The following is a 16640-nucleotide window of genomic DNA, read 5'->3' as shown; positions in this document are numbered from 1 at the left end:
AGCAGCGAGCCGCCGCGCGGCGAGCGATAGCGCTGCGGGTAGCGCGCCTCTTAAACGAGAGCCCCGTGACAGTGTTTGAACTTGCGGCCCGAGCCGCAGGGGCAGGGGGAGTTGCGGCCGGTCATTTCCCAGCCGGGCGGCAGGGCCTCGACGGGCAGTTTCGAGCGGTCGTCGCCGATCAACGTGCCTTCGGGGTTCTGCGCCGATGGATCGGCCATCTCGTTCTCACCGGTGCCGGGGTTCAGGTGGATTTCCTGGAACTCGGGCAGTTCGGGCGGCGCCTGGAAGCGGAACTCGACCGTCATCAGCCAGCGGGTGACGTTGTGGCGCAGGTCGTAGAGCAGGTTCTCGAACAGCGAGAAGGCTTCGGTCTTGTATTCGTTTAGCGGGTCGCGCTGGCCATAGCCGCGCAGGCCGATGACGCCGCGCAGATGGTCCAGATGGACCAGGTGCTCGCGCCACTGCATGTCGATCATCTGCAGCATGAACTGCTTTTCCAGACCGCGCGTCTGGTCGGCGCCGATCTGTTCCAGGCGTTCGGCGGCGCGGGCGTCGGCGGCGGCCAGCAGCCGCTCCTCGATCTCCTCGTTCGACACGCCTTCCTCGGCTGCCCAGTCGTGCAGCGGCAGCTCCAGCCCCAGGGTCGAGCGGACCTTTTCGTCCAGGCCGTCGATGTCCCACTGTTCGGCATAGGCCTTGGGCGGCATGTAGCGTTCGACCAGGTCGGACACGACGTCGCGGCGGAAGTCGCCGACCAGTTCGGACAGATCCTCGGAGTCCATGAACTCCTGACGCTGTTCGAACACGGCCTTGCGCTGGTCGTTCACGACGTCGTCGTATTTCAGCAGGTTCTTGCGGATGTCGTAGTTGCGGGTCTCGACGCGCTTCTGGGCGGTCTCGATGGCGCGGTTCAGCCAGGGATGGGTGATGGCCTCGCCCTCCGCCACGCCGAAGGTCTTCATGATCGAGTCGAGGCGGTCGCCGGCGAAAATGCGCAGCAGGTCGTCCTCGCAGGACAGATAGAATTTCGAGGTGCCGGGGTCGCCCTGACGGCCGGTGCGGCCGCGCAGCTGGTTGTCGATGCGGCGGCTTTCGTGGCGCTCGGTGCCCAAGACGAACAGGCCGCCCGCCTCCAGCGCGATCTTCTTCTGGACGGCGATCTCGGCCTTGAACTCGGCCTCCTTGGCCGCTTCCATTTCCGGCGTGACCTCGACGGCCATGTTGCGCTGTTCCAGCAGCCACTTCTGCATCTTCATCTCGAGGTTGCCCCCGAGCTGAATGTCGGTGCCGCGGCCGGCCATGTTGGTGGCGATAGTCACCACGCCCGGCAGGCCGGCGTCGGCGACGATATAGGCTTCTTGCTCGTGCTGGCGCGCGTTCAGGACGCTGTGCGGAATGCCACGCAGCTTGGTCTCGTAGGTGATGTCATAGGCGGCGTCGCCGATCTTCTCGGCTTCCTTGGCCTTGCCCGCATATTCCGGCTTCAGCGTGCGCGAGGTCTCGACCTTGTATTCGAAGCGGCTCAGCAGGTCCGACAGCTGTTCCGAACGCTCGATCGATACGGTGCCGACCAGGATCGGCTGGCCGGCGAGGTGGCATTCGGCGATCTGGCGCGCGATGGCCTGGTTCTTCTCGGCGTGGGTCCGATAGACCTCGTCGTCATAGTCCTTTCGCTGGATCGGCCGGTTGGTCGGCACTTCCAGCACGTCCATCTTGTAGATGTCGCCGAATTCCTGGGCCTCGGTCGCAGCCGTGCCGGTCATGCCCGACAGCTTTTCGTACAGGCGGAAGTAGTTCTGGATCGTCACCGAGGCCAGGGTCTGGTTCTCGGGCTGGATCTTGACGTCTTCCTTGGCCTCGATAGCCTGGTGCAGGCCTTCGGACAGGCGGCGTCCGGTCATCATGCGGCCGGTGAACTCGTCGATCAGGACGATCTCGCCGCCCTTGATGATATAGTCCTTGTCACGCTGATACAGGGTGTTGGCCCGCAGGGCCTGGTTGGCGTGGTGAACCAGGCTGATGTTGGCGGCGTCGTACAGGCCGGTGGTGTCGGCGGCGAAGTGACCGCCGGCCTCCAGGGCCTCTTCCATCCGCTCGGAGCCCAGCTCGGTCAGCAGGACCTGCTTCTGCTTCTCGTCGAGCTCGAAGGTGTCCTTGTCCTTGATCAGATCTTTAATCAGGCCGTCGAGGATTTTGTAGAGATCCGAACGGTCCTCGGTCGGGCCTGAGATGATCAGAGGCGTGCGCGCCTCGTCGATCAGGATGGAGTCGACCTCGTCGACGATGGCGAAGTTGTGCGGACGCTGCACCATCTCGCGCCGGTCATAGACCAGGTTGTCGCGCAGATAGTCGAAGCCGAACTCGTTGTTGGTGCCGTAGGTGACGTCGGCGTTGTAGGCCTGCTGGCGCTGGCCCTGGCTGAGGCCGTTGACGATGACGCCGACCTCAAGACCGAGGAAGCGATAGACCTTGCCCATCGTCTCGGCGTCGCGGCGGGCCAGGTAGTCGTTGACGGTGATGACGTGCACGCCCTTGCCGGGCAGAGCGTTCAGATAGACCGGCGCCACGGCGACCAGGGTCTTGCCTTCACCGGTCCGCATTTCGGCGATGCCGCCTTCATGCAGGATCATGCCGCCGGCCAGCTGAACGTCGTACTGACGCTGGCCCAGCACGCGCTTGGAGGCTTCGCGCACGACCGCGAAGGCTTCGGGCAGGATCTTGTCCAGGGTCTCGCCGTTCGCCAGCCGATCGCGGAAGGCGTCGGTCATCATCCGCAGTTCGTCATCGGACAGGGCGGCGAACTTGGGCTCCAGCGCATTGATGCGCTGGGCGTGGTCCTGGAAGGCCTTGACCTTGCGGTCGTTGGAAGAGCCGAAAAGTTTCTTGGCGAAGCCGAGCATATTGGATCCGGTAAGCGGTCGAGCGTCTGCGAGCTGAGCGGCTCTGAAATCCCGTGAGGGGCGGCGATACGGACGCCGTGAGAGAGGCCCTGACCGACCGCAGCCCCGGAGCGCCGCATCAGGCGCGCGCGAAGGGCCGCGCAGACGATCAAAACCCCTCGACTTGGGCGCAGGCGGGACTTAAGCACCGGCCTAACCCCTGTCAACGCGAGGGGCTTTCGGCCGCCTTCGACGGAGCGCCCCCTTGACCCCCTTCCGGCGATCTTCACGCATTCTGACGGCGGCCTTGCTGACGGCGGCGCTTTCGACCGCCGCCTGTTCGCGCGGCGGCGACAACCGGCCGCCCGAACAGGGGGACCAGGCCGTGGCCACGGTCCAGGACGAGACCATCTGGGCCTCGGACGTGAAGCGCGAGGCGGTGGCCCAAGGTTTGATCGGCGAGGACGAGGCGCTGGATACGACGTCGGATCTCTTCCGCCGGGTGCTCGACGAGGTGATCGACCAAAAGCTGTTGGCCGGAGAGGCGCAGCGGCGGCGGCTGGACTCCTCGCCCCTGGCGCAGCGGCGTCTGGAAGCGACGCGCGAACGCATCCTGGGCGACATGCTGGTCGAGAGCGTGGTCAACAAGGCCGTCTCGGACCAGGCGGTGCAGACCCTTTATAATGAGCAGCTGCGGCTGGCGAAGACCTCGGAAGAGATCCGCGTGCGGCTGATCCTGTCGCGCACCAAGCCCGAGGCGGACGCCGTGATCGGCATTCTGGGCCAGGGCGCCGGCTTCGAAGCGGTCGCGGCGGAGCGGTCGATCGACGAGGCGACGCGGTTTTCCGGCGGTGATCTGGGCTACTCGACGCTGGACGTGATGCCCCAAGCCTATGCCGACGCCCTGCGCGACAAGCCGGCCGGTGCGACCGTCGGGCCCTTCCAGACCGAGGGCGGCTGGGCCGTTCTGAGGGTTGAGGACCGGCGCAAGGAAAACCCGCCGACGCTGGAACAGGCCCGACCGCAGATCGTGCGCTATCTGACCTATGAGGGCGTGCGACAGTTGCTGGAACAATTGCGTGGCAAGGCCAAGGTCGATGTCCGCCTGCCCGCGCAGACGCCGCCCGCATCGCCTGCTCCTTCCGCTCCTCCGGGCGCCTGACATGACCAAGCCTCCCTCCACGACCGGCCAGAAGATCGAGCATGCGTTCGAAAAGGCGCTGGATCCGTTCGCCACGGCATTGAAGCGCGCCACCCGCACGCCGGGATCGGATGCCGCGCCGGCCGCCGCGCCTGCGCCGGCCGCCGCCGGCAAGCCCGGCTTGGCCATCTCGCCCCTGGCCGTGCCGTTCCCGACCATTCCGCCGATCGGCGGAGTCGAGATCGCGACCGCGCGCGCCGGCTTCTACAAGCATGAGCGCGACGATCTGGTGGTGTTCCGGTTCGCGCGCGGGACCAGCTGCGCCGGGGTCTTCACCCGCCACAAGATCGGGTCGGCGCCCGTCGATTGGTGCAAGAAGCATCTGGCCGGGGCCGACGGCGGCAAGGATGTGCGCGCCCTGGTGATCAACGCCGGCTGCGCCAACGCCTTCACCGGCAAGGCCGGCGCCGACGCGGCGCGGCGCACGGCCTCGGAGGTCGCCAAACGGTTCGGCTGTCGCCAGCGTGACGTCATGCTGGCCTCGACCGGCGTGATCGGGGTGGTGCTGGACGACAAGAAGATCGTCGCCAAACTGCCCGAGATCGAGAACGGACTGGAGGCGGACGCCTGGGCCCGGGCGGGTCGCGGCATCATGACCACCGACACCTTCCCCAAGGGCTCCTACGCCGAGGCGGAGATCGAGGGCTACAAGGTCCGGATCGCCGGCATCGCCAAGGGATCGGGCATGATCGCGCCGGACATGGCGACCATGCTGGCCTTCATCGTCACCGATGCGGACATCCATCCGAACGTGCTGCAGGCGCTGCTGGGCCTGCATGTCCGCACCACCTTCAACAGCGTGACGGTGGACGGCGACACCTCGACCAACGACACGGCCCTGCTGTTCGCCACCGGGACGTCCGGCGCGCCGCGCATCGGGCGGGTCGGCGATCGCCGGCTGAAGAGCTTCTCGGCCGCCCTGGACAAAGTCATGCTGGACCTGGCGCACCAGCTGGTGCGTGACGGCGAAGGCGCGACCAAGTTCGTCAAGGTGACGGTGGACGGCGCCGCTAGCCCGGCCTCGGCCCGCAAGCTGGCCAAGTCGATCGCCGACAGTCCGCTGGTCAAGACCGCCATCGCCGGTCAGGACGCCAACTGGGGCCGGGTCGTCATGGCGGTGGGCAAGACCGAGGAACCGGTCGATCGCGACCGCTTGGCCATCAAGTTCGGCCCTCATCAGGCCGCCGTCGACGGCGCCCCGTCCCCAACCTACGACGAGGCCAAGATGACCGCCTATATGAAGAACCCCGAAATCGACATCACCGTCGACGTGGGTTCGGGCCGGGCGTCGGCGACCGTGTGGACCTGCGATCTGACTAAGGGCTACATCGAGATCAACGGCGACTATCGCTCGTGACCGCTGCGTCGCTTCCCACCGTCCTGGTCGTCGCCGTCGCCCTGATCGATGTGGATGGGCGGGTGCTGATCGCGAAGCGTCCCGAAGGCAAGAAGCTGGCCGGTCTGTGGGAGTTTCCGGGCGGCAAGGTCGAGCCCGGAGAGCGGCCTGAACAGGCCCTGATCCGCGAGCTGAAGGAAGAGCTGGGCATCGACGTCAGCGAAAACTGTCTGTCGCCGTTCGTTTTCGCCAGTCACGCTTACGATTCGTTTCACCTGTTGATGCCATTGTATCTGTGCCGACGGTGGGACGGCGTGGTCACGGCGCGTGAACACGACGGCCTGGCCTGGGTGAAGCCGAGCAAACTTTCGGACTATCCCATGCCGCCGGCGGACGAACCTCTGGTCGCCTGGTTGCGCGACCTGCTCTGACCACCGCCGACCAGGGAGGCCGGCCATGCGACGTCTTATCGGCCGGTTCCTGCGCAATGAGAGCGGGGCCACAGCCATCGAATACGGGCTGCTCTGCGCCCTGATCTTCCTGGCGATCGTGACTTCGATCAGCGCCTTGGCGAACAGCCAGAACGGCGGCCTGGCCGCGACGGTGAACAAGCTGAGCGCCGCCATACAGGCCGCGATCAGCTAGTCCGGCTCTTCGCCCGTCATTTCCTTGACGCCCAGGGCATCGGCCAGCCGCGTCTTGGCCGAGCCGGGCGGCAGGGGCTTCTGCTGGCTGTCGTGGGGTTTCCAGCCGGCCAGATGGATGATCTCGAACGTCGCCGGTATGCGGCCGTCGTCGAGACCGTGTCGCTCGGCATAGAGGGCGGCGGCGCGCGTCACGATACGGCGGCTCAACGGCCGAACAGGTCCGTGCAGGACATTGGTCTCGCCCATGGCGCGCAGGTCGCGGATCAGGGCGAACAGGTCGGGGTAGCGGACGGTGAAGCGGTCCACGTCCGACACCGGCAGGGCGAACCCGGCGCGCTGCAGCAGGGCCGCCCCGTCATAGCCGTCAGCGAAGGGCGAAACGCGCGCCTGGGCGCCGCCGCGCTCTTCCAGTTCGACCTCGGTCAGGACGGCGCGTAGCTCTTTCAGCGTGCCCGCGCCGAACAGCGTGCCGATGAACAGGCCGTCCGGTTTCAACGCGCGCCGGATCTGGGCCAGGGCGCCCGGCAGATCATTGGCCCAGTGAAGGGTCAAAAGGGAGACGATCAGATCGGTTGAGGCGTCGGCCAGCGGCAGCGCGTCCGCCCCCGGCGCCGCACGCTGGGCCAGGGAGACTGGCGTCTGGACGGGACCGACGCGGCCGGCGGCGTCGCTGGACCGAACCGCCGCATCGAACACGCCTGGATGAGCGGACAGATCGACCGCAACGGGAAAATCGCGCAGTATGGCTTCCAGGCTCTCGGCGGCGTTGGCGGCGGCGCGGGCGTGCAGGAAGTCGGCTTGTGGGAACCGGGCGGCGGACCGCGCCAGCCGCGCCCGACGTCGAACGGCGTCGAAGATGCGCGGGGGGCCTTCGGAAGGGGATTGGGGGGCGGTCATGGACGCACAGGATGGGGGCTGGCGGCGCGCCTGGGAAGGGGCGGGCCGTCACTTGCGTGGAGCGGGGCGGGGACTGGCCGACCTGATCCTGCCGCCGATGGCGCATGACAGCCGAGAGGCGACGGCTGCGGCCGGCCTGACGCCCGACGCCTGGAGCCGGATCAAATTTCTGGAAGCGCCGGTCTGCGACGGCTGCGGGGCGGCCTTCGACTTTGACGGCGGCGCCTTCGCCGAGGATCGCTGCGCCGCCTGTATCGCCAAGCCCTATGCGTTCGAGAGAGCGCGCGCGGCTTGCCTGTATGACGAGGCGTCGCGCGGTCTGATCCTGAGGTTCAAGCACGGGGACCAGCAGCAGTTCGCGCCCCTGTTCGCGCGCTGGATCGGGCGGGCCGCCGCCGACCTGGTCGAAGACGCGGACGTGATCCTGCCCGTGCCGCTGCATCGGTTCCGCCTGTTGTCGCGGCGGTTCAATCAGGCGGCCGAAATCGCCCGGCCGCTGGCCCGGCACGCCGGCCGCGACTATTTGCCCGACGCGCTGGTCCGCACGAGCCACACGACCAGCCAGGGGGGCAAGAGCCGGCGCGGGCGGCGGCTGAACGTCAAGAAGGCCTTCGCTGTGACCGAGGTTGGCCGGCGTCGGATCCGGGGAAGACGCATCCTTCTGATCGACGATGTGTTGACCACGGGCGCGACCGGAGAGGCCTGCGCGCGCGCCCTGATCGACGCCGGAGCGCGCGCCGTGGATCTCGCCGTCATCGCGCGGGTGCGAAACGCCCGTGAACTGACTATGTGAAGAGCGCCCTATCGCTCGCCGCGCGACGGCTCGCTGCGTGAGGGCGCTGGATTTTATGCTGGAGATCTGAACTTGGCCGACGTCGTCATCTATACCAAGCCTGGCTGCCCCTACTGCTTCAGCGCCATGTCGCTGCTGAAGAAGAAGGGCGTGGACTATACCGAGATCGTCGCGTCCAACGATCCCGACAAGAAGGCCGAGATGGTCGAGAAGTCAGGCGGCCGCATGACCTTCCCGCAGATCTTCATCGACGGCCAGCACGTCGGCGGTTCCGACGACATCCACGCGCTGGATCGCGACGGCAAGCTGGACGGACTTCTGGCCGCCTGATCCATGAGCAGCGGGCTCGACATCGCCCTGATCCAGACGCGCACGCCGGCGACGGCGCGAGCGGCGCTGGCCCATGTCGAGCCTCTGATCCGCGAGGCGGCGTCGGGCGGGGCGAAGTTCGTCCTGACGCCCGAAGGGACTAATGTCCTGGAGCAACGCCGCGACCGGCGTGATGCGGCGATCACGACTGAGGACGAGGACGTCGTCGTTCTGGGTCTGCGTCGTCTGGCGGCGGAACTGGGCGTCTGGCTGCTGATCGGTTCGGCCATCGTCCGGTCAGGCCAGGCGGGAGACCGCCGCGCCGCCAATCGATCGCTGCTGATCGATGCGTCGGGCGGGATCATGGCCCGATACGACAAGCTGCATGTCTTCGACGTGAACCTGCCCAATGGCGAGACCTATCGCGAAAGCGCGACGGTGCGGCCCGGCGACGGGGCGGCGGTGGCCGACACGCCCTGGGGTCGGCTGGGCCTGACCATCTGCTACGACATCCGCTTTCCCCACCTGTATCGCCAGCTGGCCAAGGCCGGGGCGTCGATGATCGCCGTCCCGGCCGCCTTCACCGCCCCGACAGGCGAGGCGCATTGGGAGACCCTGCTACGCGCCCGCGCCATCGAGACGGGGGCGTTCGTCCTGGCTCCGGCGCAGGGCGGACGGCACGAGGACGGTCGCCGCACCTGGGGGCGATCCACCGTCGTCGGCCCGTGGGGCGAGATCATCGCCAAGGCGGATCACGACGAGCCTTGCATCGTGCGTGCGAAACTGGACATGGAGGCCGTGGCCAGGGCGCGCGCCGCCGTGCCCAGCCTGACCCACGATCGCGATTTCCTGCCCGCTATTTGACGCCCCATGATCCGCTACGCCCTGAAATGCGACCAGGCCCACGCCTTCGAAGCCTGGTTCGGCTCCTCGACCGACTATGACGATCAGGCGGCGCGGGGGCTGGTGGAATGCCCGTTCTGCGGTTCGCACGCGGTCGAAAAGGCGATCATGGCCCCGGCCGTCAGCGGCGCCCGCAAGGCCGATCCCGCCTCTGACGTCGCCGCCAAGATGCAGACGATGATGATGGCCGCCGCCCGAGAGGTCCGCGCCCATGTCGAGGCCAACTTCGACTACGTCGGCGACACCTTCGCCCGCGAGGCGCGCGACATCCACGAGGGCCGATCCGAGAAGCGCGAAATCTATGGCGAGGCCACGCCCGCCGAGGTGAAGAAGCTGAAGGACGACGGTGTTCCGGTATCCGCCCTGCCTGACGCGCCGCCAGACCCGTCCAAGGTGAACTGATGACCCTGCAATGGCGGCCCATGCGGCCTACGGACATCGATGCGGTGGTGGAGGTGGCGCGGCTGTCGTTTCCCGACCATTTCGAGGATCGCGCCTGTTTCGAAAACCGGCTGGCGCTGTATCCGCGCGGCTGTTTCGTGCTGGGGGAGGGCGACGGCGCCGCGCGGGGCTATCTGATCGCCTATCCGTGGAAATCCGAGAGCGCGCCGCCGCTGAACACGGTGATCGAGGGCCTGCCGGCTCAGCCGGATTTGATCTATCTGCACGATCTGGCCCTGCACCCCGAGGCGCGGGGCGGGAGCGTGACTGGCGCCATCGTCGAGCGACTGGTCGAACAGGCGACGGAAGACGGCTGGCCCGCCATCGCCCTGGTCGCGGTCAATGACGCTGTCGGCTTCTGGTCGCGACACGGTTTCGTCGAGCAACCCGCCGAGGCCATGGCGGCCAAACTGGCCAGCTACGGCGCCGACGCCCGCTATATGCTGCGACCGCTCTAGCGCCGATTGAGCGCGGTCTGGCCGCCCGCGCGCACGAAGTGGATGCGTTGAGGACGGGGCAGGGCGACATAGGCCCGGCGTCTCATTTCACGCTCACAGACGCTGGCGTCGCCAAGGCTGTCGGGTGTCAGGACGGCGCGATGGACGGCGCACCAGTCACGGCTGGCGGCGCGGATGCGGCCGGCCAGGATCATGGCCTCGCCGGGTCGGGCCATGTTCAGCCCCTCGGCATCCACATGCATGTCCGGCGCCTGGCCCGCGGCCAAGGCGGCGGCAAGCGCGGCTGCGATCATCAAACCCATCGTCATCTCCCCTTCGAAATAGGCCTGCGTCAGGCCCCTCGTGGGAAGGAGTCGTCCGTCAGCGGCGTCGGATGCGGCGTCGGGGATGAAATATCGGTAAGGCGGCGATCAGCGCGGCGAACGCCCGCTCTGGTCTTTCTGTCCACATGCCTGTAAGAGGCGCGCGCCTCCCGCATGCCTTTTCATGACCAGCGGCCGCCCGTATGCCGGCCGCGCCTTTTCGCGATACTCAAATGAACCTGCGCAACGTCGCCATCATCGCCCACGTCGACCACGGCAAGACGACCCTGGTGGACCAACTGCTCGCCCAATCCGGCGTCTTCCGAGCCAACGAGGCGCAGACCGAGCGCGCCATGGACTCCAACGACCAGGAAAAAGAGCGCGGCATCACCATCCTGGCCAAGTGCACCTCGGTGCTCTGGAACGGCAAGGCGGGTGAAACCCGCATCAACATCATCGACACCCCCGGCCACGCTGACTTCGGCGGCGAGGTCGAGCGCATCCTGGGCATGGTGGACGGCTGCGTCATCCTGGTCGACGCCGAAGAGGGCGTCATGCCCCAGACCAAGTTCGTGCTGACCAAGGCGCTGAAGATGGGCCTGCGCCCGATCCTGTGCATCAACAAGGTCGACCGCGCCCACGCCGATCCGGACCGCGTCCACAACGAGACCTTCGACCTGTTCGCCGCCATCGGCGCGACGGACGAGCAGCTGGACTTCCCGCACATCTACGCCTCGGGCCGCAACGGCTGGGCGACGCTGGACCTGAACCAGCCCAACGACAATCTGGCCCCGCTGTTCGACCTGATCGTCGATCACGTCCCGCCGCCCGCCGTCCAGGCCAACCGCGACAAGCCCTTCCGCATGCTGGACGTGCTGATCGAAAGCGATCCGTTCCTGGGCCGTCTGCTGACCGGCCGCATCGAGAGCGGCAAGGCCGTTCCCGGCATGGCGATCCACGCTCTGGACCGTGAAGGCAAGGAAATCGAACGCGGCCGCATCACCAAGGTGCTGGCCTTCCGCGGCCTGAAGCGTCAGGCCCTGGACGAGGGTTCGGAAGCGGGCGACATCGTCGCCATCGCCGGCATGTCCAAGGCGACCGTGGCCGACACCCTGTGCGCCATGGAAGTGACCGAGCCTCTGCCCGCCCAGCCAATCGATCCGCCCACCATCTCCATGACCGTCTCGGTCAACGACAGCCCCCTGGCCGGTCGCGAAGGCGACAAGGTCCAGTCGCGCGTCATCCGCGACCGTCTGCTGAAGGAAGCCGAGGCCAACGTCGCCATCCGCGTGACCACGACCGAAGGCGGCGACGCCTATGAAGTCGCCGGCCGCGGCGAACTGCAGCTGGGCGTTCTGATCGAGAACATGCGCCGCGAAGGCTTCGAGGTCTCGATCTCGCGTCCGCGCGTGGTGTTCCAGACCGGCGAGAACGGCGAGAAGCTGGAGCCGATCGAAGACGTCATGATCGACGTGGACGACGAGTTCTCGGGCATCGTCATCGAGAAGCTGTCGGCCCGTAAGGCCGAAATGACCGACATGGGCCCGTCGGGCGCCGGCAAGACCCGCATCAGCCTGAAGGCGCCGTCGCGTTCGCTGATCGGTTACCAAGGCGAATTCCTGACCGACACGCGCGGTTCGGGCGTGCTGAACCGCGTGTTCAGCCACTATGAGCCGCACAAGGGCGCGATCGCCGGTCGTCTGAAGGGCGTTCTGATCTCGAACTCTGACGGTGAAACCGCCGCCTTCGCCCTGTGGAACTTGGAAGACCGCGGCATCATGTTCGTCGGCGCCGGCGAAAAGACCTATCAGGGCATGATCATCGGCGAGAACGCGCGCTGGGACGACCTGGACGTCAACCCGATTAAGGGCAAGCAGCTGACCAACGTCCGCGCCTCCGGCAAGGACGAGGCCGTTCGCCTGACGCCGCCGCGCCAGATGTCGCTGGAACAGGCCATCGCCTATATCGACGACGATGAACTGGTCGAGGTGACGCCCAAGTCCATCCGCCTGCGCAAGCAGACGCTGAACCCGTCGTTCCGCAAGAAGCGCGTTCGCCCGGAGTAGTCAGCAATCCCTGACTGACGTGCGGTGGGATGCGGCCTATAGACGGTTGACATGAACGCCTCGCCCAGTCTGGATGACCGCCTTGACGAGGCCGCCCGCGCGGAAGACCCGCGCGCGGCGGTCTCTGTCGTTTTGCGCGAGACCTATGACGCCGCCCGCGCCCGGGCGGAGCGCAAGCTGGACGGCGGCATGAAGGGCCGCGATGTGGCGCGTCTGTACGCCGCCGCGGCCGACGAGATGCTGGCCGGCCTGTGGCGGGTGGCGACCCAGACGCTGTGGCCGACCTCGCCGGTCGAGGCCGAGCGGCTGGCCCTGGTCGCGGTCGGGGGCTACGGCCGGGGCGTGCTGGCGCCCCATTCCGATCTGGACCTGCTGTTCCTGAGATCGTCCAAGGCGACGCCGCGCGGCGAGCAGGTGATCCAGTTCGTCCTCTATGTGCTGTGGGACCTGGGGGCCAAGGTCGGGTCGGCGGTGCGCTCGGTCGAAGAGTGTCTGAGCCTGTCGCGCACCGACATGACGGTGCGGACGACCCTGCTGGAGGCCCGTCCGCTGGCGGGGGACGAGGCGCTGGCCCAGCTGATGATCGGCCGGTTTCGCGACATGGTGTCGAAATCCGATCCGCGCCCCTTCATCGCCGCCAAGCTGGAGGAGCGGGCCGCCCGGCACGAAAAGGCCGGCTCGACCCGCTACAAGGTCGAACCCAACGTCAAGGACGGCAAGGGGGGCTTGCGCGACCTGAACACCCTGTACTGGATCGCGAGGTCCCTGGCGCCCGAAAGCCGGCTGGGCGCGACGGTGATGGACGAACTGTTCACCCCGCGCGAGCGACGGACGTCGGACGAGGCGTTCGACTTCCTGTGGCGGGTCCGCATCCATCTGCATCTGATCGCGGGCCGGGCCGAAGAGAAGCTGACGTTCGACATGCAGCCCGAGGTCGCCCGACGCATGGGCTGGCGCGGGCGCGGCGACGAGCCGGCGGTGGAGCGGTTCATGCGGCGATACTTTCTGGTGGCCCGCGACGTCGGCGCCCTGACCCGCGCCATGTCGGCCAAGCTGGAGGCGCGCCACCAGAAGACGGCGCACGGCCTATCGCGTCTGATGGCGCCGTTCCGGCCCGCCCCCCGGCGCAGGCTGGAGGTCGAGGGGTTCTGGATCGATCAGGGCCGGTTGTCGGTCGAGGGGCCGGAGGTGTTCGCCGCCGATCCGGTCAAGCTGCTGACCCTTTTCGTCTGCGCCGACAAGCATGACCTGGACCTGCATCCAGACGCCTTTTCGGCGGTGACGCGGTCGCTGTCGCTGGTGACGCCCCGGCTGAGGCGCGATCCGGCGGCGACGCGCGCCTTCCTGGACGTTTTGGCGCACGGGCAGCGGCCCTATCGCGTCCTGACCATCATGAACGAAACGGGCCTGCTGGGTCGGTTCCTGCCCGAATGGGGGCGGATCGTCGGCCAGACCCAGTTCAACATGTACCACGCCTATACGGTCGACGAGCATACGCTTCAGGCCATCGGCATCATCAACGACATCGCGCGCGGCAAGCTGAAGACCGACCACCCCATGGCCAGCGAGATCGTGCACCTGATCTCGGACATGGAAGCCCTGATGCTGGGCATGCTGTTGCACGACGTCGGCAAGGGCGGCGAGCGGGGGCAGCTGGAGGATGGCGCTATCGCCGCGCGTCGGGCGTGCGAGCGGCTGGGCGTCGATCCGCGCCGGATCGAACTGGTCGTCTGGCTGGTGCGCAGCCATCTGGCGCTTTCGGACTACGCCCAGAAGCGCGACCTGTCGGACCCCGCGACCATCCGCGCCTTCGCCGAACTGGTCGGCGACCCCGAGCGACTGCGGATGCTGCTGGTTCTGACCGTGGCCGATATTCGGGCCGTGGGGCCGGGGGTGTGGAACGGCTGGAAGGGTCAGCTGATGCGGACCCTCTACAACCAGGTCGCCGCCCTGTTCCGTGGCGAGGACGTCACGCGCGAGGATCCGCTGGCGGCGCACCCGGCCCTGGTCCAGCGAGCGCGCGAGACGGGCGCGGCCGCCGAGAGCGCCCCAACCGCGCCGGTGCAGGGGCTGACAGTGCAGACCACCGAAATCTCCATCGCAGCGGCCGACCGGCCGGGCCTGTTCGCCGATCTGGCCCAGACCATGGCCGCGCTTGGGGCCGACGTGACCGACGCCCGCGTGGCGACCGAGGACGGCGTCGTTCTGGACGTGTTTCGTGTTCAGGACGGAGCGGGCCTGCCCTATGGCCAGGCCGAGCCGCGTCGCCTGAGGGCTTTGGTCGAGGCGCTGGAACAGGCCGCGCGGGGCGAGGGCCGCATCGGCCAGGCGCCCGATCCGACCGGCAATGCGCGCAAGGCGGCCTTCGAAGTCCGACCCGTCGTCATGGTCGATCACCACGCCAGCGAGGTCGCCACCGTGGTCGAGGTGTCCTGCGCCGACCGGCCTGGCCTGCTGGCGGACCTGTCGCGCGTGTTCAACGACGAAGGCCTGAGCATCCGCTCCGCCCATGTCGCCAGCTATGGCGAGCGGGCGGTGGACAGTTTCTACGTCGTGGATCGCAAGGGGCGGAAGATCACCTCGGAACAGCGGATCGCCGAACTGCGCACCGCGCTTGAGGGCGTGCTGGACAGCCGCGCGCCCGCGCCCGCCGGACGCAAGGTCGCCTCGGCCCGCGCCAGCGCGCGCGACGTCTCCGACCTGGGCCGCCGCAGCCCGCGCGCAAAGCCCGTATCGCCCGGCGAACAAGCGCGCTAAGCGACAACCTTCCTCCGCGCCCTGTCGAATGTCCGCATGAGCCTCGCCCGAAACACCTTGGTGCAGTCGACCCTGACGCTGGGCAGTCGAATTCTCGGCTTCGTGCGCGACATGGCGCTGGCGGCGCGCTTCGGCCAGGGACCGATGATGGACGCCTTCACCACGGCGTTGATGCTGCCCAACATGTTCCGCCGCCTGTTCGCCGAGGGCGCCTTCGCCCAGGCCTTCGTGCCGGTCTATGGCGGGGTTCGGGCGCGCGAGGGCGAGGAAGCGGCCGCCGTCACGGCGTCCGAGGCGCTCAGCTTCATGCTGGCCGTGGTCGCCGGCTTCTGCATCCTGCTGCAGGTCGTGATGCCGTGGATCATGCCGTGGCTGCTGTCGGCCTATCAGGGCCAGCCTGAGGTGTTGCGCGCCGCCGTGATCGCGACCCAACTGGCCATGCCCTATCTGGCCTGTATGACCGTGGCCTCGCTGCTGTCGGGCGTGTTGAACACCGGCGGTCGGTTCGCCCTGTCGGCGGCCGTGCCGGTATTTCTGAACCTGTGCACCCTGGCCGCCCTGATGCCGCCGCTGATCCTGCCGATCCCGCAGGAGACGGTGCTGCTTATGGTGACGACGGCGGTGACGGTGTCGGGCCTGATCCAGGCCGCTCTGCTGTGGTGGGGCGTGCGGCGTCTGGGCGTGCGGCTCAAGATCGGCCTGCCGCGCATCACGCCGAATGTGCGTCACACCCTGGCGCTCGCCGTGCCCGGCGCCCTGGCGGGCGGGGCGCTGCAGATCAACTCTCTGGTGTCGCAGTTCCTGACCGGGTCGGACGAGGGCGCGCGTTCGGTGCTGTATAACGCCGACCGGCTGTATCAACTGCCGCTGGGCCTGGTGGGCGTCGCTATCGGCCTGGCCCTGGTGCCGCGCCTGACCAAGGCGTTTGTCGATGGGGATCACGAGGGCGGGCAGAAGACGCTGGACGACGGCATCAATCTGGCGATGGCCTTCACCCTGCCGGCGGCGGTTGCCCTGTTCGTCATTCCCTTCTTCATCATCGACGCGACCGTAACGCGCGGCGCCTTCACCTCGGCCGACGCCGCCCGCACAGCCGACGTTTTGCGTCAGTTCGCCTGGGGCGTGCCGGCCTTCGTCCTGGCCAAGGTTCTGACCCCGCCCTTCTTCGCGCGCCAAGACACGCGCCGTCCGATGATCTTCGCCGTGGCCAGCGTGGTCATCACCGTCATCCTGGGCTCGGCCCTGTTCTTCTGGTTCCGCCGTCAAGGTTGGGACGGGGTGCTGGGCCTGGCCATCGCCACCAGCACCTCGGCCTGGGTGAATGTCGCCCTTTTGGGCGGGGTCCTGATCCGCGAGAACAGCTGGCGGCCGTCGCCGGCCTTTTTGTCGCGCATCGCCCGCGTGATCGCCGCCAGCGCCATGATGGCCGCCCTGCTGTTCGCCGCCGACGTCTTCTATCCGCAGCTGGCTCGCCTGTTCCTGGCCAAGGAAATCGCCGTCCTGGTGGTCTGCGGCGCCGGAGCAGGGCTTTACGGCTTCTGCCTGCTGGCGTTCCGGGCCGTCACGATCTTGGAACTGAAGGCCACGCTGAAGCGCGAGCCCGGCGGCGGCGCGGCCTCCGGTCTGGACTGACAGGCGGCGAACCGATAAG

General features: G+C 67.8%; 15 protein-coding genes. 12 read left to right on the top strand and 3 right to left on the bottom strand.

The window, feature by feature from the left end; genetic code table 11:
- Positions 1–50: 50 nt before the first annotated feature.
- Entirely contained in the window at positions 51–2900 is a 2850-nt protein-coding gene (gene secA / locus PFY01_RS01995; RefSeq protein ID WP_271042210.1) for a preprotein translocase subunit SecA, read from the bottom strand.
- A 244-nt stretch (positions 2901–3144) separates the two neighbouring features.
- Between secA and PFY01_RS01990 the strand changes: the two genes are divergently transcribed.
- Genes PFY01_RS01990 through PFY01_RS01975 form a run of 4 tightly spaced genes read left to right on the top strand, consistent with a single transcriptional unit; the run spans position 3145 to position 6061 of the window.
- Positions 3145–4041, top strand: a complete 897-nt coding sequence (locus tag PFY01_RS01990) for a peptidylprolyl isomerase (protein WP_271042209.1) — start codon at positions 3145–3147, stop codon at positions 4039–4041.
- 1 nt (position 4042) lies between these two features.
- A complete protein-coding gene (argJ, locus tag PFY01_RS01985; RefSeq protein ID WP_017505367.1) occupies positions 4043–5437 on the top strand; it encodes a bifunctional glutamate N-acetyltransferase/amino-acid acetyltransferase ArgJ in 1395 nt (464 codons plus the stop codon).
- Positions 5434–5847, top strand: a complete 414-nt coding sequence (locus PFY01_RS01980) for a (deoxy)nucleoside triphosphate pyrophosphohydrolase (RefSeq protein WP_091751939.1) — start codon at positions 5434–5436, stop codon at positions 5845–5847. Before argJ ends, PFY01_RS01980 begins: the two co-directional genes overlap by 4 nt.
- A 25-nt stretch (positions 5848–5872) precedes the next feature.
- Positions 5873–6061 carry a Flp family type IVb pilin gene (locus PFY01_RS01975; protein ID WP_039246696.1) on the top strand — a complete coding sequence of 63 codons (189 nt, stop codon included), beginning with the start codon at positions 5873–5875 and terminating at the stop codon, positions 6059–6061.
- Here the strand turns inward: PFY01_RS01975 and PFY01_RS01970 are convergent.
- A complete protein-coding gene (locus PFY01_RS01970) occupies positions 6058–6960 on the bottom strand; it encodes a class I SAM-dependent methyltransferase (protein ID WP_271042208.1) in 903 nt (300 codons plus the stop codon). The genes PFY01_RS01975 and PFY01_RS01970 overlap by 4 nt on opposite strands.
- Between PFY01_RS01970 and PFY01_RS01965 the strand changes: the two genes are divergently transcribed.
- From PFY01_RS01965 to PFY01_RS01945, 5 genes are all read left to right on the top strand, one after another.
- Complete coding sequence (locus tag PFY01_RS01965; protein ID WP_271042207.1) at positions 6959–7753, top strand: ComF family protein; 795 nt, start codon at positions 6959–6961, stop codon at positions 7751–7753. The two genes, PFY01_RS01970 and PFY01_RS01965, sit on opposite strands and share 2 nt — an antisense overlap.
- Before the next feature lie 72 nt (positions 7754–7825).
- Positions 7826–8083 carry a glutaredoxin 3 gene (gene grxC / locus PFY01_RS01960; RefSeq protein WP_055755096.1) on the top strand — a complete coding sequence of 86 codons (258 nt, stop codon included), beginning with the start codon at positions 7826–7828 and terminating at the stop codon, positions 8081–8083.
- 3 nt (positions 8084–8086) lie between these two features.
- Positions 8087–8926 carry a carbon-nitrogen hydrolase family protein gene (locus tag PFY01_RS01955; protein WP_271042206.1) on the top strand — a complete coding sequence of 280 codons (840 nt, stop codon included), beginning with the start codon at positions 8087–8089 and terminating at the stop codon, positions 8924–8926.
- Between the two features lie 6 nt (positions 8927–8932).
- Positions 8933–9367, top strand: a complete 435-nt coding sequence (locus PFY01_RS01950; protein WP_271042205.1) for a DUF1178 family protein — start codon at positions 8933–8935, stop codon at positions 9365–9367.
- The gene (locus PFY01_RS01945) at positions 9367–9864 is read left to right on the top strand and encodes a GNAT family N-acetyltransferase (protein ID WP_271042204.1); all 498 of its coding nucleotides are present in this window, start codon (positions 9367–9369) and stop codon (positions 9862–9864) included. Before PFY01_RS01950 ends, PFY01_RS01945 begins: the two co-directional genes overlap by 1 nt.
- Here PFY01_RS01945 and PFY01_RS01940 read toward each other — a convergent pair.
- On the bottom strand, positions 9861–10166 hold the full coding sequence (locus PFY01_RS01940; RefSeq protein ID WP_194943585.1) for a UrcA family protein: 306 nt from the start codon (positions 10164–10166) through the stop codon (positions 9861–9863). The two genes, PFY01_RS01945 and PFY01_RS01940, sit on opposite strands and share 4 nt — an antisense overlap.
- A 233-nt stretch (positions 10167–10399) precedes the next feature.
- Between PFY01_RS01940 and typA the strand changes: the two genes are divergently transcribed.
- From typA to murJ, 3 genes are read left to right on the top strand one after another with little or no spacing between them, the layout of a single operon-like run.
- On the top strand, positions 10400–12232 hold the full coding sequence (gene typA, locus PFY01_RS01935) for a translational GTPase TypA (RefSeq protein WP_055755091.1): 1833 nt from the start codon (positions 10400–10402) through the stop codon (positions 12230–12232).
- Positions 12233–12283: 51 nt separating this feature from the next.
- Entirely contained in the window at positions 12284–14989 is a 2706-nt protein-coding gene (glnD, locus tag PFY01_RS01930) for a [protein-PII] uridylyltransferase (RefSeq protein WP_271042203.1), read from the top strand.
- A gap of 36 nt (positions 14990–15025) precedes the next feature.
- Entirely contained in the window at positions 15026–16621 is a 1596-nt protein-coding gene (murJ, locus tag PFY01_RS01925) for a murein biosynthesis integral membrane protein MurJ (RefSeq protein ID WP_271042202.1), read from the top strand.
- Positions 16622–16640: the final 19 nt, after the last annotated feature.

It is taken from the genome of Brevundimonas vesicularis, assembly GCF_027886425.1.
Taxonomy (GTDB): domain Bacteria; phylum Pseudomonadota; class Alphaproteobacteria; order Caulobacterales; family Caulobacteraceae; genus Brevundimonas; species Brevundimonas vesicularis_C.
This window is presented reverse-complemented; position numbering and strand designations above follow the sequence as displayed.